Annotated in this window: 14 protein-coding genes; 11 read left to right on the top strand and 3 right to left on the bottom strand. The window is 63.1% G+C overall.

The annotated features are described in order from the left end of the window. Positions 1-4: 4 nt before the first annotated feature. Complete coding sequence (locus ACSQ12_RS14710) at positions 5-1,084, top strand: 4-hydroxy-3-methylbut-2-enyl diphosphate reductase (RefSeq protein WP_436065875.1); 1,080 nt, start codon at positions 5-7, stop codon at positions 1,082-1,084. Positions 1,085-1,117: 33 nt separating this feature from the next. Here the strand turns inward: ACSQ12_RS14710 and ACSQ12_RS14705 are convergent, their stop codons facing one another. Next, a complete protein-coding gene (locus ACSQ12_RS14705; protein ID WP_436065874.1) occupies positions 1,118-2,329 on the bottom strand; it encodes a DNA recombination protein RmuC in 1,212 nt (403 codons plus the stop codon). A gap of 123 nt (positions 2,330-2,452) precedes the next feature. Between ACSQ12_RS14705 and ychF the strand changes: the two genes are divergently transcribed. The 4 genes from ychF (at position 2,453) to ACSQ12_RS14685 (ending at position 8,455) form a co-directional block, all read left to right on the top strand. After that, a complete protein-coding gene (ychF, locus tag ACSQ12_RS14700; protein ID WP_209743288.1) occupies positions 2,453-3,538 on the top strand; it encodes a redox-regulated ATPase YchF in 1,086 nt (361 codons plus the stop codon). Between the two features lie 323 nt (positions 3,539-3,861). After that, entirely contained in the window at positions 3,862-5,640 is a 1,779-nt protein-coding gene (locus ACSQ12_RS14695) for an ABC transporter family substrate-binding protein (RefSeq protein WP_436065873.1), read from the top strand. A gap of 179 nt (positions 5,641-5,819) precedes the next feature. Beyond that, positions 5,820-7,361 carry an ABC transporter permease gene (locus ACSQ12_RS14690; RefSeq protein ID WP_436065872.1) on the top strand — a complete coding sequence of 514 codons (1,542 nt, stop codon included), beginning with the start codon at positions 5,820-5,822 and terminating at the stop codon, positions 7,359-7,361. After that, entirely contained in the window at positions 7,358-8,455 is a 1,098-nt protein-coding gene (locus tag ACSQ12_RS14685) for an ABC transporter permease (protein ID WP_436065871.1), read from the top strand. The genes ACSQ12_RS14690 and ACSQ12_RS14685 overlap by 4 nt, the downstream gene beginning before the upstream one ends. A gap of 24 nt (positions 8,456-8,479) precedes the next feature. On the opposite strand, the gene ACSQ12_RS14680 is transcribed toward ACSQ12_RS14685, so the two are convergent. Then, positions 8,480-9,109 (bottom strand): PH domain-containing protein, encoded by a 630-nt coding sequence (locus ACSQ12_RS14680; RefSeq protein ID WP_209743296.1) that lies wholly within the window; start codon positions 9,107-9,109, stop codon positions 8,480-8,482. 77 nt (positions 9,110-9,186) lie between these two features. Between ACSQ12_RS14680 and ACSQ12_RS14675 the strand changes: the two genes are divergently transcribed. The 5 genes from ACSQ12_RS14675 to ACSQ12_RS14655 all read left to right on the top strand — a co-directional run bounded on the left by ACSQ12_RS14675 (position 9,187) and on the right by ACSQ12_RS14655 (position 16,678). Next, the gene (locus ACSQ12_RS14675) at positions 9,187-11,022 is read left to right on the top strand and encodes an ABC transporter ATP-binding protein (RefSeq protein ID WP_436065870.1); all 1,836 of its coding nucleotides are present in this window, start codon (positions 9,187-9,189) and stop codon (positions 11,020-11,022) included. A 239-nt stretch (positions 11,023-11,261) separates the two neighbouring features. Further along, entirely contained in the window at positions 11,262-12,947 is a 1,686-nt protein-coding gene (locus ACSQ12_RS14670) for a peptide ABC transporter substrate-binding protein (RefSeq protein WP_209743300.1), read from the top strand. 134 nt (positions 12,948-13,081) lie between these two features. Continuing rightward, positions 13,082-14,011, top strand: a complete 930-nt coding sequence (locus ACSQ12_RS14665; RefSeq protein ID WP_209743302.1) for an ABC transporter permease — start codon at positions 13,082-13,084, stop codon at positions 14,009-14,011. Next, on the top strand, positions 14,001-14,951 hold the full coding sequence (locus ACSQ12_RS14660; RefSeq protein WP_436065869.1) for an ABC transporter permease: 951 nt from the start codon (positions 14,001-14,003) through the stop codon (positions 14,949-14,951). The genes ACSQ12_RS14665 and ACSQ12_RS14660 overlap by 11 nt, the downstream gene beginning before the upstream one ends. Positions 14,952-14,962: 11 nt before the next feature. After that, entirely contained in the window at positions 14,963-16,678 is a 1,716-nt protein-coding gene (locus ACSQ12_RS14655; RefSeq protein ID WP_436065868.1) for an ABC transporter ATP-binding protein, read from the top strand. A 129-nt stretch (positions 16,679-16,807) separates the two neighbouring features. Here ACSQ12_RS14655 and ACSQ12_RS14650 read toward each other — a convergent pair whose 3' ends face one another. Continuing rightward, complete coding sequence (locus ACSQ12_RS14650) at positions 16,808-17,749, bottom strand: SGNH/GDSL hydrolase family protein (RefSeq protein ID WP_209743308.1); 942 nt, start codon at positions 17,747-17,749, stop codon at positions 16,808-16,810. 274 nt (positions 17,750-18,023) lie between these two features. On the opposite strand from ACSQ12_RS14650, the gene typA reads away from it, so the two are divergent. Then, positions 18,024-19,952 carry a translational GTPase TypA gene (gene typA / locus ACSQ12_RS14645; RefSeq protein WP_436065867.1) on the top strand — a complete coding sequence of 643 codons (1,929 nt, stop codon included), beginning with the start codon at positions 18,024-18,026 and terminating at the stop codon, positions 19,950-19,952. The last annotated feature ends 26 nt before the right edge of the window (positions 19,953-19,978 follow it).

Here is a 19,978-nt window from a genome sequence, read left to right as displayed (position 1 = left end):
AACAATGACCACCTCAGCTGTCTCCATCCCCATGCCGTCAATTCCACGCAGGCGCCGATCGCCTGAGGACGTGCTGGCTGCGGCCCCGGTGCCCGGACCCAAAAAAGTGCTTCTCGCAGCTCCGCGCGGCTACTGCGCCGGAGTTGACCGGGCAGTCATTGCGGTTGAGAAGGCACTGGAACACTATGGTCCGCCCGTGTACGTCCGTAAGCAGATCGTTCACAACGTTCACGTCGTGAGCTCGCTTGAGGAGAAGGGCGCCATCTTCGTTGATGAGACCGATGAGGTCCCCGAAGGTGCGCTGGTCATCTTTTCGGCCCACGGGGTATCGCCCGCAGTGGTGCAGTCGGCAGAGGACCGTGGCCTGCGGACCATTGATGCCACCTGTCCGCTGGTCACCAAGGTCCACCGGGAAGCCGTCCGATTCGCCAAGGACGACTTTGACATCCTCCTCATCGGCCACGACGGCCACGAGGAAGTTGAGGGCACGGCCGGTGAAGCTCCTGAGCACATCCAGATCATCAACGGCCCGCACGAAGTGGATAAGGTGACGGTCAGGGATCCGGAAAAGGTCATCTGGCTGTCGCAGACCACACTGAGCGTGGATGAAACGATGGAAACAGTCCGGCAGCTGAAGGAACGCTTCCCGACGCTGCAGGACCCGCCCAGCGACGACATCTGCTACGCCACCACCAACCGCCAGGTGGCCATTAAGAAGATCTCCCCGCAGGCCGACCTGGTCATCGTGGTGGGTTCGGCCAATTCCTCCAACTCTGTCCGGCTAGTGGAAGTTGCACTGGAATACGGTGCCAAGGCGTCCTACCGCGTCGACTTCGCCAACGAAGTGGATGAGGCGTGGTTCGAGGGCGTCGCCACGGTTGGCGTCACCTCCGGCGCATCGGTTCCGGAGGTGCTGGTCAAGGATGTGCTCCGGCTCCTTGCGGACTACGGCTACGGCACCGTGGAGGAAGTGGTCACAGCGGAGGAAGACCTGCTCTTCTCCCTGCCCAAGGAGCTTCGCGCAACGCTCAAGAAGTCCGGCGACGTGACCCGCGCCCTCGGCGGACGAGGCGCGCGGGCCTGACGTACTCCCGGCTGGTTCCTGTCCGGCTGCCGACTAGGCGGCGGACTCCTCCGACTGGAGTTCCGGTGCTGCCACGGAGCGGGGAGTCACCTCGATCGCAGGCGGCGTCGTCAGTCCTTCGGCCTCGAGGGCGTTGAGTTTCCGTGCGGTGGGGAGGACACGGGCTTCGAGCGTTCCGACCATGGAGTTGTAGCGGTCAACGGAAGTCTTCAGCGAGGACCCCAGCTTGGTGACGTTTTCACCGAGCGTTCCCATCCGCTCGTAGAGCTGCCGTGCCAGCTCGAAGAGCTCGCGGGCACTGTCTGTCAGGACATCCTGGCGCCAGGTGAACGCCACTGACTTCAGGACGGCCAGGAGGGTGCCGGGGGACGCGAGCACCACGTTCTTGTTCAGGGCGTAGTCCAAGAGGGCGGGATCCGCCGCAAGCGCGGCTGCCAGGATGGATTCCGCTGGCAGGAAGCAGATCACGAGTTCCGGCGAGTTGCCCGGAATGTCCCAGTACTTCTTGGTGCTCAGGGCGTCCACGTGTGATTTCAACGCCTTGGCGTGTGCCGCCAGCAGCGCGTTCTGGCCGGTGAGCGCCGGCCCGGTCTGCTGTTGCCCCGCCGAGGAGCCCAGGTCCTGGGCCTCCAAGTACGACGCCAGGGGCACCTTGGCGTCCACCACAAGCTGCTTCCCGCCCGGAAGCTGGACCACGAGGTCGGGCCGGACGGCGTTCCCCGCACCGGCGCTGTGCTGCTGCTCGTGGAAGTCCACATGGCGGAGCATGCCTGCGGCTTCCACGACGCGGCGGAGCTGGACTTCACCCCACTGACCGCGGGCGCTGTTGGAGCGCAGGGCGGATTCAAGGGCGTGGGTTGAGCGAAGAAGCTGTTGGTCGGAGAGGCGGGCCTCCTGCAGCTGCTGTGCCAGCTGCCCGTATTGCTCCAGTCGGTCACGTTCAAGCAGGGACACCTGCTGCTGCACCGCCGTAAGTTTCTCTGCCACAGGCGCCAGGGCGCGAAGGACGCTGCCGTCCTGATTGCGTGACTCGCCCAGCTCCCGGTTCTGTGCCGACAAAAGGCGCCGCTCGGCGTCGGCCGCCGCGAACTGGGCGCTGACCTCCGAGAGGCGGGCGGAAACGCCGTCGAAGTCCTGCTCCAGGGCCACGCTGCGCCGCCGGAACACCACGTAGGTGCAGGCTGCGCCAATCACGGCGCCGAGAATCAGCATCAGCAGGGCAAGTATCAGTGCAAAAGCGTCCATGTGTTCACTTTGGCACGGGCCCCTGACATTTTTGGCGCAGACGCACTCGCCTGTCATGGTCCGGGGCGATCAGGAACCAACGGACGCAGGGCTCCGGCCCGATTGCCGGTAGAATTAGTGCTCGTGGCTCTTACTATTGGCATCGTCGGACTGCCCAACGTCGGCAAATCAACCCTTTTCAACGCACTGACCCGCAATCAGGTGCTCGCGGCGAACTATCCGTTCGCCACGATTGAGCCGAACGTCGGTGTGGTCAACCTGCCGGACCCGCGGCTCGCCAAGCTGGCCGCCGTCTTCGGATCCCAGCGACTGCTGCCTGCTCCGGTGTCGTTCGTCGACATCGCCGGGATCGTTAAGGGTGCGTCGGAGGGCGAAGGCCTGGGCAACAAGTTCCTCGCCAACATCCGTGAGGCCGAGGCCATCGCCCAGGTTGTCCGCGTGTTCGATGACCCCGACGTCATCCACGTCGACGGCAAGGTGGATCCGCGCTCGGACATGGAGACGATCAACACCGAACTGATCCTGGCTGACCTTCAGACCATTGAAAATGCCATTCCCCGGATCGAAAAAGAAGTCAAGATCAAGAAGCGCGACGCGGCCGAACTGGCCGCCATCAAGGCGGCGCAGGCCGTGCTCGAACGCGGCGACACCATCTTCTCCTCGATCAAGAGTGACAAGCTCGAAATGGAGCACCTCAAGGAGCTCGGCCTGCTCACGGCCAAGCCGTTCATCTACGTCTTCAACGCTGACGAAGGAATCCTCGGCGACCCCGGGAAGCAGGAAGAACTGCGGGCGATGGTTGCCCCGGCGGACGCCGTCTTCCTCGACGCCAAGCTTGAATCAGACCTCGTGGAACTGGACGAGGAAGAAGCCCGCGAGATGCTGGAAATGAACGGCCAGGACGAATCGGGCCTCGACCAGCTGGCACGCGTCGGCTTCCACACCCTCGGGCTGCAGACCTACCTGACGGCAGGACCCAAAGAGACACGCGCCTGGACCATCCACCAGGGTGACACGGCACCGCAGGCCGCCGGTGTGATCCACTCCGACTTCCAACGCGGCTTCATCAAGGCCGAAGTCGTCTCCTTCGACGACCTCATGGAGGCCGGTTCCATGGCCGAGGCAAAGGCCCGCGGCAAGGTCCGCATCGAAGGCAAGGAATATGTCATGGCCGACGGCGACGTGGTGGAGTTTCGCTTCAACGTGTAGCAGCAGCACCCAAAAGTCAGTGATTGAGCATTAACGGTGAAAGCCCCGATTCCATAGAATCGGGGCTTTTGTTGTGATTGGACCCGCCCTCCGGGCTGGTGTTCCGCCCCCGGCTTCTTTAAGAATTAAAACGGTTCCGCCTGTCCATTGTTGCAGCTCGGTAACAACCTTTACTCACGGGCAACTTTGGTCCCATGCGCATTCTTTTCGGGTCTAGGCTACTGCTCATGTGAGACGAGCCACATTCTCACTGGGGGAATGGGCGGTCTGGCCGGCGCCTACAGCGGCGGTCTTTTCAACACCACAGAAACATAGGAGGCGGAATGCGCTTAGGTCGTATTTCCAAAGCGGTAGGCGTCGCGGCTGCTGCCGCGCTAGCTCTCAGCGCCTGCGCCGGCAACAGCGGCGGGACAACCCCGTCAAGCGCTACTGCCGGCAAACAGGGTGGTTCAGCCACGGTGGTCGAGGTGAACGCGTTCAACACGTTCAATCCGAACACTGCCGATGGCAACACGGACATCAACTCAAAGATCAGCTATGCCACCCACTCGGGTTTCTACTACATCGACAACCAGCTGAACGTTGTACGCAACGAGAAGTTCGGCAAGATGGAAAAGACCTCCGACGATCCCCTGACGGTGAAGTACACCATCAATGAGGGAGTCAAATGGTCCGACGGTACGCCGGTAACGGCGGCTGACCTCCTGCTGCAATGGACGGCCTTCTCGGGTTACTATGACGATGCCGACTCCGAGGCGAAGACCGGCACATCCTACTTCTCCTACGCCGGCGATCCCACCGGTCTCAAGCTCACTGACTTCCCCGAAATCGGTGACAGCAACCGTTCCATGACCATCAAGTACTCCAAGCCCTTCGCTGACTGGGAAACCATCCTTGGCGGTCCCGGGATCGACATCGCAGCGCACGTCCTGGCCAAGAAAGCCGGCCTGACCGACGCGCAGGCTCTGGTGGACTACCTGAAGGAGAAGCCGAAGGGTGATCCCAAGGCCCCGAAGCCGGCCGACGAGAAGCTGAAGGCCATGGCGGATCTTTGGAACACCGGTTTCGACACCAAGACCCTGCCGTCTGACCCGAGCCTCTTCCTGTCCAACGGCCCGTACATCGTCAAGAGCGTCACGCAGGACCAGTCCCTGACGATGGTCCGCAACAAGGACTACAACTGGGGCCCGGAAGCCAGCCTGGACGAAATCACGGTCCGCTACATCGGTTCGGCGCCGGCGCAGGTGCAGGCACTTAAGAACGGCGAAGCGGACATCATTGCTCCGCAGGCCTCAGCAGATACCATCGAGCAGCTCAAGGCGCTTGAAAGCCAGGGTGTCACCGTTGAACAGGGCAACCAGCTTTCCTACGACCACATCGACCTGAACTACTCGGGTCCCCTGGCCGAAAAGAGCGTCCGCGAGGCGTTCATGAAGACCGTCCCGCGCAAGGACATCGTGGACAAGATCGTGAAGAAGCTCGACCCGGAGGCCAAGCCGCTGGACTCGCAGCTGTTCGTTCCTGCCCAGGCGGCCTACGCTGATTCGGTCAAGAACAACGGTTCTTCCGCATACCAGGACGTGGACATCGACGGTGCCAAGGCGCTCCTCGCCGGCAAGACGCCTGAGATCCGCATCATGTACAACAAGGACAACCCCAACCGCGTTGACGCCTTCTCCCTGATCCGCGAGTCGGCCACCAAGGCCGGCTTCAAGATCGTTGACGGCGGCCTTGGCAAGTCTGACTGGGGCAAGGCCCTCGGCGACGGCAGCTACGATGCCACCATCTTCGGCTGGATCAACCCGGGTGTCGGCGTTTCCGGCGTACCGCAGATCTTCCGCAGCGGCAACGGATCGAACTTCAACCAGTTCAGCGATCCGGAAGCTGACAAGCTGATGGACGAGCTGATCGTCACCACCGATCGCAGCAAGCAGGATGAGCTCAGCAAGGAGATTGACAAGAAGATCTGGGAGTCCGCCTACGGCCTTCCGCTCTTCCAGTCCGTCGGAGTTGACGCCTACAGCGACCGGATCACGGGCGTGAAGTTCATGCCGAACCAGACCGGTGTCTGGTGGAACTTCTGGGAGTGGGCTGAGAAGTAGAGCCCCCGCTCAACGAGCAAACAGCAGGTGAAGGCGCCGGGACAAATGCACGAACGTCCCGGCGCCTTCGCCGGCAGCACCGGCACTCCGCCGGCTTTCCGCCCACCTCACTCGGGAAGCCGGACTGATTCTGCGATGGGCGCGGTGAGATCCCGGCCCGGATATCGAGGCTTTCCACCATGGTGACGTACATCGTCCGGCGACTGATTACGGCCGCACTCATACTTCTCGGGGCATCATTCCTCGTGTATCTCCTGACAGCGTCGTCGGGGGATCCGCTGGAGGAGTTCCGCGCCAGCAGCGCTCCGAACAAACAACAGCTCATGGACTCACGCAGCCAGCTCCTTGACCTGGATACTCCGGCACCCCTCAGGTACTTCAAGTGGCTCAGCGGAGCAGCCAGGTGCCTGGTCCCTTTCGGCAGCTCCTGTGACCTCGGAAAGAACATCGCCGGACAGCCGATTACCGATGCGCTCGGATTTGCCCTGGCGCAAACCCTGACACTTGTCACCGGCGCCACGATTCTGGCAATCCTCATCGGTATTGCCCTGGGCATCATCACGGCGCTTCGGCAGTACAGTGCCCTGGACTACGGCGTGACGTTCATGGCCTTCCTCTTCTTCTCGCTCCCCATCTTCTGGGTTGCAGTGCTGTTGAAGGAATACGGGGCCATCGGTTTCAACGACTTTCTCCGCAATCCTGAGATTCCGCTGCCGGTGGCACTCGGGATCGGGGCCATCGCCGGCCTGATCGTTGCCGTTGCCGTAGGCGGGGCAGCCCGCCGCCGCATCGTGTCAGGCGGTACCGTGTTCCTCGCGGTCAGCCTTATCCTGATCTATTTCTCTGTTGTCCAGTGGTTCCGGAACCCCGGCCTTGGACCGGTGGTCATAGCAATTGCCGGGGTGGGCCTCGCTTTCGCCGTCACCCTCCTGGTGGCGGGGCTCAAGAACCGGAAGGCGCTGCAAGCGTCTCTGATCGTTGTGGCAGTTGGACTGGTGGCGTACTTCGCGGTCCAGCCGCTCCTGAACCAGGCGACGGCCGTCATGATCGTCCTGCTGGGCATCGCGACCATCGGCGTGGGCGTAGCCGTGGGCTACCTGATGGGCGGCTACGACCGGGGCCAGTCCATGCGGGCTGCCGGCATAACTTCCTTCCTGGTAGGCGGGCTCGTCCTCATGGACCGCTTCATGCAGGCCTGGCCCAGCTACTTCAGCAACAGCAGGGTCCGGGGCAGGCCGATCGCCACCATCGGTGCGGGCACCCCCAACATCCAGGGCGACTTCTGGATCCTGACACTGGACACGTTCACCCACCTGATTCTCCCGACCATGGCCCTCATCCTTGTTTCGCTGGCAAGCTACACGCGGTTCACCCGGTCGTCCATGCTGGAAATCATGAATATGGACTACATCAGGACAGCCCGGGCCAAGGGCCTCTCTGAACGGTCCGTGGTGATGGGACATGCGTTCCGCAACGCACTGATTCCCATTGCCACCATCGTTGCTTTTGATATCGGGGCGCTCATAGGCGGAGCCGTCATCACGGAGACCGTGTTCTCCGTTCGAGGCATGGGTTTCCTCTTCCTGGACGGCATCATGCATACGGACCCCAACCCGGTCATGGGCGTATTCGTATGCGTGGCAGTGACCGCGATGGTGTTCAACCTGATCGCAGACCTTGCGTATTCCGCACTCGATCCCCGCGTAAGGATTAAGGCATGAGCCAGCCAACCCAGCAGGAAGAATTCCTCGCCGAGCACTCACACCCCAGGCCGCCGGGTGCGTCCCTTGAACCGGACGCAAAGGGGCTGAGCCAGGGACAAATAGTACGTAAGCGGTTCCTGGGCCACAGCGGAGCCATTGCCGGCCTGTTCATTTTTGCCATCATCTTTTTGATGGCGTTCACATCAGTGGGCTGGGCCGGAATTCCGGGCTGGTGGAAATACAACCACCTGGACGTCTCACCACTCGTCAATGACGGCGTTCCGACCGCGTCCTTGTGGCCGCTGGCCTGGGGCGAACACCCGTTCGGGCAGGACCGCATCGGCCGCGACCTCTTCGCCATGACCATGCGTGGAGCCCAGCAGTCCATCATCATCATGCTCCTCATCGGGACCATCGCCGGCCTGCTCGGCACCGTGGTGGGCGGCCTGTCGGGTTATTTCCGAGGTTGGGTCGAGGCCGTGCTGATGCGGATCACCGATGTCATCATCATCATCCCCGTGCTGCTGCTCGCCGCCGTAGTCGCCCAGAGCGTCAACCGCCGGGACCAGGGAGGCTGGTTTTCGGGGTTCGCGGCCAGCAACGGCATCCTGATCCTTGGCATCTTCCTGGGCCTCGTCAGCTGGGTTGGCCTCGCCCGGCTGATGCGCGGGGAGTTCCTCACGCTGCGTGAGCGGGAGTTCGTCGATGCGGCACGCATCTCGGGCGCCAGCAATTCACGGATCATTTTCAAGCACATCCTGCCCAATGCCATCGGTGTGCTGATCGTTAACGTGACCCTGACCATGTCCGCTGCCATCCTGCTGGAAACGGCCCTGAGCTACCTCGGCGTCGGCGTGAAATCCCCGGACACCTCACTGGGCCTGCTGATCTCACAAAACCAGGAAGCATTTGCCACCCGGCCATGGCTGTTCTGGTTCCCCGGGCTTTTCATTGTCCTGATCTGCCTCAGCATCAACTTCATCGGCGACGGACTTCGCGATGCGTTCGATCCGAGGCAGAAGAAGTTCAACGCCAAGAAGGCCAGGGACGTGAAGCCTGCTGAGGTGCGGAAGGCCCCCGCTGCAGCAGCCGACGGCTCTGCGGGCGACTGAATGCGCCCTGTCCGGGCATCCGCCCTACGGAACTGCCACGCCCCAGTAGCTGGCGGCCAGGAGCACGGCAGTGGCGGCAATGGCCGTCCAGCGGAAGGTCACCCTGACAGCCGTTGCTTCGGCATTTCCCGCGTCCAGGGCGCCCGTTTCGACCAGCTCTTCCCAACGTCCGCGAACCAGCCGGGCCGCTTGGCCGGAATCGGTGGTCTTCAGGTCCCCGGGACGCACGGACTTTCCCGGTCCGTAGGTCGCGGAAGGAAGGCCCTTGAGATCCTCGGGACGGGCGTTGCGCCCACCCCAGATGCCCGGCGCGGGTGCAGCCCACGAGACATAGTTCCGTGCAGGCGTGACCAGCGTCAGCGCGTACCGGGTGTCGACGTTCACGAGGGCGGACCACGGGACGTCGACGGAGCGGAACGGATTCTCCAGCGTGATGCCGCCGTCGTGGATCACCACAGCGGGCATCCAGAACAGCAGCCAGCCCAGGAAGCCGACCAGCAGCAGCGGGCCTGTGCCCAGAAGCGCCGCCGGCTCTCCGGCCGCCGCAGTGACGGCGAGGCCAAGTGCTGCGACCAGCCAGGACAGCCAGGCGAACCACTTGTTGGTGCGGGCTTTGAAGACTTCAACATTTCCGGCGTGCGGCACACTGCTCATGCCCCTAATAATTCAGGATTCCAGGCCACAGCACTAATCTTCAGTGCAGTCGTGGCCTGGGCGGAAGGGAACGCGTCATGACTGACAACATCACCCCTAACCAGGACACCGCCCCGGCACAGGATCCCGCCAAGGGCGCAGTTGTCCTTGAGGTCCGCGATCTCAGCGTTGACTTCGGCGTGGACAAGAAGTGGGTGCCCGCGGCCATCGGCCTGAACTACGAGGTCAGAGCAGGCGAAGTCCTTGCCATTGTGGGGGAGTCCGGTTCCGGCAAGAGTGCCAGTTCCATGGCCCTCCTGGGCCTCCTGCCCAGCAACAGCCGGGTGTCCGGCAGCGTCCGGCTCTCCGGGAAGGAGCTTCTCGGCGCCAACGCAGCCAACATCCGGGAGGTCCGCGGCAAGGATGTTGCCGTGATCTTCCAGGAGCCGATGACCGCCCTCAACCCCGTGTACACCGTGGGGGCGCAGATTGTGGAGACGGTGCGGCTCCACAACGAGGTTTCCCCTGAGCAGGCCAAAGAGCGTGCCCTGCGGATGCTGGAGCTGGTGGAACTCCCGGATCCGGAGAAGGCCTTCAGGTCCTACCCGCACCAGCTGTCCGGCGGCCAGCGGCAACGGGCCATGATCGCGCAGTCATTGTCCTGCGACCCCAAACTGCTGATTGCCGACGAGCCCACCACGGCCCTGGACGTGACGGTCCAGGCAGAAATCCTTGACCTCATGCGCAACCTGCGGAACAAGCTGGACAGCGCCATCGTGCTGATTACCCATGACATGGGCGTGGTGGCCGACCTTGCAGACCGGATCGCAGTGATGCGGCAGGGGCTGATTGTTGAGACCGGAACTGCCGAGCAGGTCTTCCGCAACCCCCGGCATGAGTACACCCAGGCGCTGCTGGCGGCCGTGCCGCACCTCGGCCAAGGAGGTGCGGAGCCGGGCGAAGGGGTGGATGTCACTGCTGCGCTGGCTGCTGCGACCCATGCCGAACTGGAATCGGTGGACCACGCCGAACTGCTCCGGCGCGAACGCGAGAACGCCGCGGCCCTTGCTGCTGCAGCCGCCGAACGGCCCCGGGGCGAGCCTGTCCTTGAACTGACCGATGTGGCGATCGAGTACCCCAAACAGGGCCGTGTGCCGGCCTTCAGGGCCGTCGAAGGCGCAAACCTTGTGATCTACCCGGGCCAGGTGGTTGGGCTGGTCGGCGAATCAGGTTCAGGCAAGACCACCATCGGCCGGGCGGCCGTGGGGCTGCTTCCGGTCGCCGCCGGCACCATGCGGGTCGTAGGCCAGGACATCTCCGCCGCCAAGAAAAACGGCAAACAGCTGCACCAGGTCCGCCGCCACATCGGCATGGTGTTCCAAGACCCGTCCTCGTCGCTGAACCCGCGCCTTCCGATCGGCGAGAGCATCGGCGAACCGATGTTCCTTGCCGGGGAAGCCAAGGGAAGCGGGCTGCAGAAGCGGATCGAGGCCCTGCTTGACCAGGTTGAGCTGCCGCGGAGCTACCGCAACCGGTACCCGCATGAACTGTCCGGCGGGCAAAAGCAGCGCGTGGGCATTGCCCGGGCGCTGTCGCTCAAGCCGAAGCTGATGGTGGCGGATGAGCCGACGTCGGCTCTTGACGTCTCTGTGCAGGCCAAAGTGCTTGAACTGTTCCAGAACCTCCAAAAGGACCTCGGCTTCGCCTGCCTGTTCGTGACTCACGACCTGGCAGTGGTCGACGTACTGGCCGACCGGATCTGTGTGATGCAACGCGGCAGGATCGTCGAGCAAGGCACCCGGGACCAGATTCTGCGCAATCCGCAGGAGCCCTACACGCAGCGGCTGCTTGCCGCCGTGCCGCTTCCGGACCCCGAAAAACAGCGTGAGCGGAGGGAGCTGAGGGCGCAGTTGCTGGCGAGTGGAGTGGAGTAGCGTCCGTCACATCAGGGGTAGCATACCAGTGAGTAACATGTGACTTGAAATGCGCCGCTGTTGACGCTAGTGGTCAAATTGTGACCGGGTCACAGTTTGGCAACAGAGTTCCAATATTTGGACATTTTGAGGTTAGGCTACTCACTTATGTATGCCACGTCACAGGACACCTCTGTGCCCGGCCTGCGGGGAAGCACAAGATTTCCCTAACTCAACTCCCACAACTCATAGGAGGCGGAATGCGTTTTTCGCGCACTTCCAAAGCACTGGGCATGGTTGCCATCGCGGCCCTTGCCCTGACCGGATGCGGTGCCGGAGGCGGCTCCACAGACGGTGCCAGCCAGGCTGCAGGCGACCCCAACAAGGTCATCACCGCGTACAGCAACGAACCGCAGAAGCCCCTGATGCCCGCCGATACCGGCGAAGTGTACGGTGGCCGCGTTGTGGAGCTCCTGTTCGAGGGACTTCGGAGCTACGACCCCAGCGGCAAGTCCGTGAACGCGCTGGCAGAGTCCATCGAGTCCCCGGACGGCCAGAACTACACCATCAAGGTCAAGTCCGGCAGCAAGTTCACCAACGGCGAGGAAGTTACCGCCAAGAGCTTTGTTGACGCATGGAACTTCGCCGCTCTGAGCACCAACGCCCAGAGCAACAGCAGCTTCTTCGAATCCATCGAAGGCTATGACGCAGTCAGCGCCACCAAGACGGAAAAGGGCGCGGACGGCAAGGACACCGACGTTCCTGCCCCCACCGCACAGACCCTCTCAGGCCTGGCACTGAAGGACGATTCCACCATCACGGTCAAGCTGACGCAGCCTGAAGCCGACTGGCCGTTGCGTCTTGGCTACTCGGCCTTCATGCCGCTGCCCGCTGACGCCATCAAGGACCCGAAGAAATTCGGCGAGAACCCGGTCGGTAACGGCCCGTACAAGATGGCCAAGGAAGGTGCCTGGCAGCACGACAGCCAGATCGAACTGGTCAAGAACGCTGACTACCAGGGCGCACGCGCTGCCAAGAACGGCGGCGTGACGTTCAAGTTCTACACCGACCCGGCCCCGGCCTACACCGACATCCAGGGCAACAACCTCGATGTCACGGACGTCCTGCCGACGGATGCCCTCAAGACCTACACCACGGACTTCCCTGAGAACCACCTCAACAAGCCGTATGCAGGCAACTCCACCCTGAACATCCCGGGCTACCTGCCCGAGTTCCAGGGCGAGGCGGGCAAGCTCCGCCGCCAGGCGCTGTCCATGGCCATCAACCGCGAAGAGATCACCAAAGTCATCTTCTCCGGAACCCGCATCCCGGCCAAGGACTTCACCTCCCCGGCCGTTGACGGCTACAACGAAAATGTTGCCGGTTCCGATGTTCTCAAGTTCGACGCCGCCAAGGCCAAGGACCTGTGGACGAAGGCCGACGCCATCAGCCCGTGGCCGGCTGACAAGACCCTGCAGCTTGCGTACAACACCGATGGCGGCAACAAGGAATGGATCGACGCCGTTGCCAACAATTTCAAGAACAACCTGGGAATCAAGGCCGAGGGCCAGCCGTTCGCCAAGTTTGCTGAAATCCTGAAGCTGCGCACCGCCAAGGACCTTCCCGGCCTGACCCGTGCCGGCTGGCAGGCAGACTACCCGTCGCTGTACAACTTCCTCGGCCCGCTCCTGAAGACCGGCGCCAGCGCCAACTACGAGGGCTACACGAACCCCGAGTTCGACAAGCTCCTCACCGAAGGCCTCGGCGCCAAGTCCACGGACGACGCCAACAAGAAGTTCACCCAGGCACAGGAAATTCTCTTCGAGGAACTCCCGAACCTGCCGCTGTGGTACTCCGCACGCCAGGCCGTCTGGAGCCAGAACGTCAGCAATGTTGACTCTGGCTGGAACGGTGTTCTGCAGTACTGGGCCATCACCGCCAAGTAGTTCTCGGAACATATCCACGTCAAAAAGCTAATGGGGGTTCGGCCAAAAAGCCGGGCCCCCATAGCCTTGGAACCGGCACGAAAGCTGTCCTACATGATCCCCCTTAGCCCCACAAACGCGCGGGAGATGTCGCTGTGATCCAGTACATTCTCCGGCGCCTGCTGCAGATCATTCCGGTGTTTATCGGAACCACCCTGCTCGTCTATTTCATGGTCTTCGCGCTTCCGGGTGACCCCATCCGGGCGCTGTTCGGCGACCGTCCCCCCAGCGAAGCCGTGATCGCGCAGCTCCGCCAGCAGTACAACCTCGACCAGCCGTTCTGGGTGCAATACGGGCTCTTCCTCAAGAACCTGTTCACCTTCAACCTCGGAGTGGATTTCACCGGCCAGCCGATTGCGGCGTCCCTCGGCCGGATTTTTCCGGTGACGGTCATGCTTGCCGTCGAGGCCCTCATTATCCAGACTGTCTTTGGCGTCACCTTCGGCCTCATTGCCGGCCTGCGCAAGGGGAAGATCTTCGACGCGACGGTGCTCGTCGCGTCTCTGGTGGTCATCGCCATCCCGACCTTCGTCCTCGGCTTCGTCCTGCAGTTGCTGATTGGTGTGCAGCTTGGCTGGGCCAAACCCACTGTTGGAGCAAACGCGGACTGGGGCAACCTGATCCTGCCGGCCACTGTGCTTGGACTGGTTTCCTTCGCCTACGTCTTGCGGCTCACCCGTGCATCGGTCATCGAAAACATGAATGCCGACTACGTGCGCACCGCCACCGCGAAAGGCCTGTCACGGCCGCGCGTGGTGATCACGCACATCCTTCGTAACTCGATGATTCCGGTCATCACCTATCTGGGCGCCAGCCTCGGCGGCCTGATGGGCGGCGCCATCGTTACGGAGAGTATCTTCAACGTCCCGGGCGTTGGCCAGAAGCTGTTCCAGGCCGTCATCCGCAGCGAAGGCCCCACCGTGGTCGCGATTGTCAGCGTCCTGGTGCTCGTCTTCGTCATTGCCAACCTGTTGGTCGACTTGCTCTATGCCTGGCTTGATCCAAGGATCCGTTATGAAAACTAATCGCGAAATCGAGCACTTCGTTGCCCCCGTTGAGGAGACCCCTCTGCTGGCAACAGACTCGCTCAAAGTAGACCAGGCACCGCTTAGCCTCTGGGCCGATGCCTGGCGCAAGCTCCGCCGTCGCCCGCTGTTCATCATTTCAGCCGTGATGATTGCCCTGATTATTGTGGTGGCGCTCTTTCCGGGCCTGTTCACCCAGGTGGCGCCGAACGACAACTGCCAGCTGGCAAATTCCGACGGCGCCCCGGCACCCGGGCATCCGCTCGGATTCACCTTCCAGGGCTGCGACGTATACTCCCGCCTCATCCACGGTACCCAGGCGTCGCTCATGGTGGGTGTCTTCTCCGTGCTGTTCGTCCTCATCATCGGAGTCACACTCGGTGCCCTGGCAGGCTTCTATGGCGGCTGGATCGACGCCGTCATTGCCCGTCTTGGCGACATCTTCTTCGCCCTGCCGCTTATTCTGGGCGCGCTGGTGGTCTCGCAGCTGCCGTTCATGCGTGAAAACCGCGGCGTCTGGACAGTGGTCATGGTCCTGGTGATCCTCGGCTGGCCGCAGATGGCCCGCATCACGCGCGGAGCCGTGATCGAAGTGCGCAACGCCGACTTCGTCACTGCGGCCCGGTCCCTTGGCGTCTCGCGCATCGGCTCACTCATCAGGCACGTGCTGCCGAACGCACTTGCGCCGATTATCGTCCTGGCCACCATGGAACTCGGCGTCTTCATCGTTGCCGAAGCCACGTTGTCGTTCATCGGCATCGGCCTGCCAGGCAGCATCATGTCCTGGGGTAACGACATCGCCGCAGCCAAGTCCTCTGTGCGCACCAACCCGGCGATCCTGCTTTACCCGGCAATGGCGCTCTCCGTCACTGTCCTGAGCTTTATCATGCTCGGCGATGCCCTGCGCGACGCCCTCGACCCGAAGAGCCGCCAACGATGAACGAGGCAATCATGACAAGTTCCGATGTCAGCATCCGTGAGGCAGAGCTGGCGGACAAGCCGCTCCTGGAAATCCGCGACCTCGCTATTTCCTTCAAGACCGGTTCCGGTGAGGTCCAGGCCGTCCGGAACGCCCACCTGACCATCATGCCGGGTGAAACGGTCGCGATCGTGGGTGAGTCGGGCTCCGGAAAGTCGACGACGGCGCTGGCCGCCATCGGCCTGCTGCCCGCCAACGGCCGGGTTTCCGGCGGACAGATACTCCTCGACGGTGAGGACATTTCCGATGCCCCGGAAAAGCGCATGATCGAGCTGCGCGGCAACACCATCGGCATGGTCCCGCAGGACCCGATGTCCAACCTCAACCCGGTGTGGAAGATCGGCTACCAAGTCAAGGAAACGCTGCGGGCCAACGGGCGCCCCAGCGGGCCGGCGGACGTTGCGAAGGTTCTCGCCCAGGCAGGCCTTCCCGACGCCGAACGCCGCGCAAAGCAGTACCCGCACGAGTTCTCCGGCGGCATGCGCCAGCGTGCCCTGATCGCGATCGGCCTGTCCTGCCAGCCGCGCCTGCTCATCGCCGACGAGCCGACGTCGGCCCTGGACGTGACCGTGCAGCGTCAGATCCTGGATCACCTGGACAAGATGACCACCGAGCTGGGCACGGCCGTCCTGCTCATCACCCACGACCTGGGCCTCGCCGCCGAACGTGCGGACAAGGTAGTGGTGATGTACCGCGGCCAGGTCGTGGAGGCCGGGCCGTCACTGGAGCTGCTGCAGAACCCGCAGCACCCGTACACGCAGCGGCTTGTGGCGTCGGCCCCGTCACTGGCCTCACGGCGCATCCAGGTGGCCAAGGAGCTCGGCGTCGAGTCGGACGAACTGCTGGCCCCCGGCGAGGCAGTGGCCGTCGAGCCGACCATGACTGAAGACGTGCTCCAGATCCAGAACCTCCGCAAGGTGTTCAAGCTCCGTTCCGGCTTCGGGAAGTCCACCGACTTCACCGCCGTGGACGACGTCTCGTTCAGCGTCAAACGCGGGACCACGACGGCGATTGTGGGGGAGTCGGGTTCCGGCAAGTCCACTGTGGCGCAGATGGTGCTTAACCTCCTCCAGCCGACGTCAGGCAAGATCGTGTTCGACGGTGTGGACACGTCCACGCTGAACAACAAGGAGATCTTCGCGTTCCGCCGCCGCGTGCAGCCGATCTTCCAGGATCCGTACGGTTCCCTCGACCCGATGTACAACATCTTCCGGACCATTGAGGAACCGCTGCGCACCCACAAGATCGGGGACAAGGCCAGCCGGGAGAAGAAGGTCCGCGAGCTCCTGGACCAGGTGGCGCTGCCACAGTCCACCATGCAGCGGTACCCGAATGAACTGTCCGGCGGTCAGCGTCAGCGTGTTGCCATTGCCCGTGCACTGGCGCTCGATCCGGAAGTGATCATCTGCGACGAGGCGGTCTCAGCCCTGGACGTGCTGGTCCAGGCGCAGGTGCTGAACCTGCTCGCTGAGCTCCAGTCCAGGCTGGGCCTGACCTACCTGTTCATCACCCACGACCTCGCCGTGGTCCGGCAGATTGCGGACCACGTCTGCGTGATGGAAAAGGGCAAGCTGGTTGAAACCGGTTCAACGGATGACGTCTTCGACGCGCCGCAGAAGGACTACACGAAGGCGCTGCTCAACGCCATTCCGGGTGCACGGCTCATGCTGCCGCCCGAAGTTGCCTGAACAGACGTTGCCTGAACAGACGCCAGTTGCCTAAGGAAGGAGCCGGTATCCGCCCCGCTGGGTGGATACCGGCTCCTTCTTTGTCCGCTTGCGTGGTGAAGGCGTGAAGCTCAAAGGCGGGACGCCGGCCTAGCCAACCGGCAACGCCGAGGTGGCCGGCTGAGCCGGGGCCTCAAGGCCCAGTTCCTTCAGCCGTGCGGCCAGAATCGTGCCCAGCGCCTTGTGTCCGACGCTGTTCATGTGCACGCCGTCCGCCAGTTCCTTCGCCAGGTTGTATTTGGTCAGCCAGTCTCCAACGCTGATGAAGGGGATGGCGTGCTTGGCCGCGACGGTGCTGAGCAGTGTATCCACCTGTGACCGGCGCCCGCCGCCGTAGTTGACCCCGCGGGCCAAGGTGCCGATCATGGCGAACTTGGACCCGGGGTAGCGCTGCTTGAGCGACGCGATCAGGCGCTCGGCATTGGCCACGATCTGGGCGTCGGTTGCTCCACGTGCAGCATCGTTGCCACCGCCCTCGATGACAACCAGCGCGGGGGAACCGTAGGGGAGCTGCCAGTCACCGCGCTGCAGGGCGTCGATGTAGTTGCCGGTCTTGCCGTTCGAGGCAACGTACCCGGTGCCACCGCGGCCGCAGAAGAAGACGTTGTAGCCCATGGCGGCCAGGCCCTGGCGCGGCCAGCCGGCTTCCGGTTCGGACTGGGAATCCCCGATCAGGACGGCGGTCCGCCTGATGTTGGCCACGATCACTTCGTTGCGGCCGTTTGCAGGGTTCTTGTAAACGGACCCGGGGGCCATGGTTGCCGGATCAAGTTCCGGGGTGAGCTGTGCCTTCGCTGCAGAACCCGCGGCCACGGGTTCACCCGGCGCAGCAGCCACCGGTGCGGCGGCTGACTTCCGGGGAGCGGACGCAGACTTCAGCGGAACAGCACCGGCTGACGGCTGCGCCAGGGCGGAACCGTTCGATTCCGTGGCGGCGTCCGGTACTTGCGGCGCCTGGCCGCAGCCGGCCATCAGAACGCCGACAGCGATCATAGGTGCGATGAAGCGGGGCAAAGCTGAGGCAATTCGCATCTATGGTCTCCGGGCTGTGCGTGCTGTTACCTCCGCAATCATGAGGCATAGCACTGGGAATATCCAGTAACTTTACGCACTATTCTTTCCATTCAAGTGACGCTTCGGTAACGGGGGCGCGTGGGCGCGGATTTGGGGTTTTTAGGCCAATAAATGACCTAGCGCTTAGACTTGTAGAAGGCGCCCTGTGCCAAAGGGTCTTGTCCGTCGTGCGTTCCGGTTGGAAATGTCGCGATACCACAGCTGACTTCACCACTGAATCGAGCAATAACGCATGTCTGAAACCACCACCAACACCGCGGTAGCCACTGCATCGCGCAGTGACCTGCGCAACGTCGCGATCGTGGCCCACGTTGACCACGGCAAGACCACCCTGGTCGACGCCATGCTCAAGCAGACCAACTCCTTTGCCGAGCACAACCACCTCGAAGACCGCGTCATGGACTCCGGTGACCTGGAGCGCGAAAAGGGCATCACCATCCTGGCCAAGAACACCACGGTGGCCTACAACGGACCGTCCTCCATGGGCGAGACCATCACGATCAACGTGATCGACACCCCCGGCCACGCCGACTTCGGCGGCGAGGTGGAGCGCGGCTTGTCCATGGTTGACGGCGTTGTGCTCCTTGTTGACGCTTCTGAAGGACCCCTGCCCCAGACCCGCTTCGTGCTTCGCAAGGCCCTCGCCGCGCACCTGCCGGTGATCCTCCTGGTCAACAAGACCGACCGCCCCGACGCGCGGATCGAAGAAGTTGTCCACGAGTCCATGGACCTGCTCCTGGGCCTGGCGTCCGATCTTGCCGATGAAGTCCCGGACCTGGACCTGGACAAGATCCTCGAAGTCCCGGTCGTCTACGCCGCCGCCAAGGTTGGCCGCGCTTCCCTCGAGCAGCCGGCCGACGGCACGGCTCCGGAGAACGAGGACCTTGAGCCGCTGTTCAAGACCATCATCGAACACATCCCGGCCCCGACGTACAACCCGAACGGCGTCCTGCAGGCCCACGTCACCAACCTGGACGCCTCCCCGTTCCTCGGCCGCCTGGCTCTGCTCCGCATCTACAACGGCACCCTGCGCAAGGGCCAGACCGTTGCCTGGGCACGCGCCAACGGTGAGCTGAAGAACGTCAAGATCACCGAACTGCTGGCCACCAAGGCCCTGGACCGCGTTCCGGCCGAGTCCGCAGGCCCGGGCGAGATCGTCGCCGTCGCCGGCATCGAGGACATCACGATCGGTGAGACCCTGACCGACGCCGAGAACCCGCAGCCGCTGCCCCTGATCACCGTGGACGATCCCGCGATCTCCATGACCATCGGCATCAACACCTCGCCGCTGGCCGGCAAGGTCAAGGGCGCCAAGGTCACGGCCCGCCAGGTGAAGGACCGCCTGGACAAGGAACTGATTGGTAACGTCTCCATCAAGGTTCTCCCCACCGAGCGTCCCGACGCCTGGGAAGTCCAGGGCCGTGGCGAGCTCGCCCTCGCCATCCTTGTCGAGCAGATGCGACGCGAAGGCTTCGAGCTGACGGTCGGCAAGCCGCAGGTGGTCACCAAGACCATCGACGGCAAGATCCACGAGCCGATGGAGCACATGACCATCGATGTACCGGAAGAGTACCTCGGCGCCGTCACGCAGCTCATGGCAGCCCGCAAGGGCCGCATGACCAACATGGCCAACCACGGCACCGGCTGGTGCCGCATGGAGTTTATCGTTCCGGCCCGCGGCCTGATCGGTTTCCGCACCAAGTTCCTCACGGATACCCGCGGCGCCGGCATCGCGGCTTCCATCTCCGAGGGCTACGAGCCCTGGGCGGGTCCGATCGAGTACCGTACCAACGGTTCGATGATCGCCGACCGCGCCGGTGTGGTGACGCCTTTCGCCATGATCAACCTGCAGGAACGCGGCTCCTTCTTCGTGAAGCCCACCTCAGAGGTCTACGAGGGCATGATCGTCGGCGAGAACTCCCGCGCGGACGACATGGATGTCAACATCACCAAGGAAAAGAAGCTCACCAACATGCGTGCCGCCTCCTCCGACACCTTCGAGAACCTGACGCCGCCGCGCGACCTGACCCTCGAAGAGTCCCTCGAATTCGCCCGCGAGGACGAGTGTGTTGAGGTCACCCCGGAGTCCATCCGTATCCGCAAGGTCATCCTGGACACCAACGAGCGTGCCAAGGCCAACCGCGCCCGCGCCAAGGTCTGATCCCGGCACGTTCGGGTCATCACTTT

Source organism: Arthrobacter sp. LjRoot14, assembly GCF_964253905.1.
Taxonomy (GTDB): domain Bacteria; phylum Actinomycetota; class Actinomycetes; order Actinomycetales; family Micrococcaceae; genus Arthrobacter.
The sequence above is the reverse complement of the archived record's forward strand: the minus strand, read 5'-3'. Positions and strand labels throughout refer to the sequence as shown.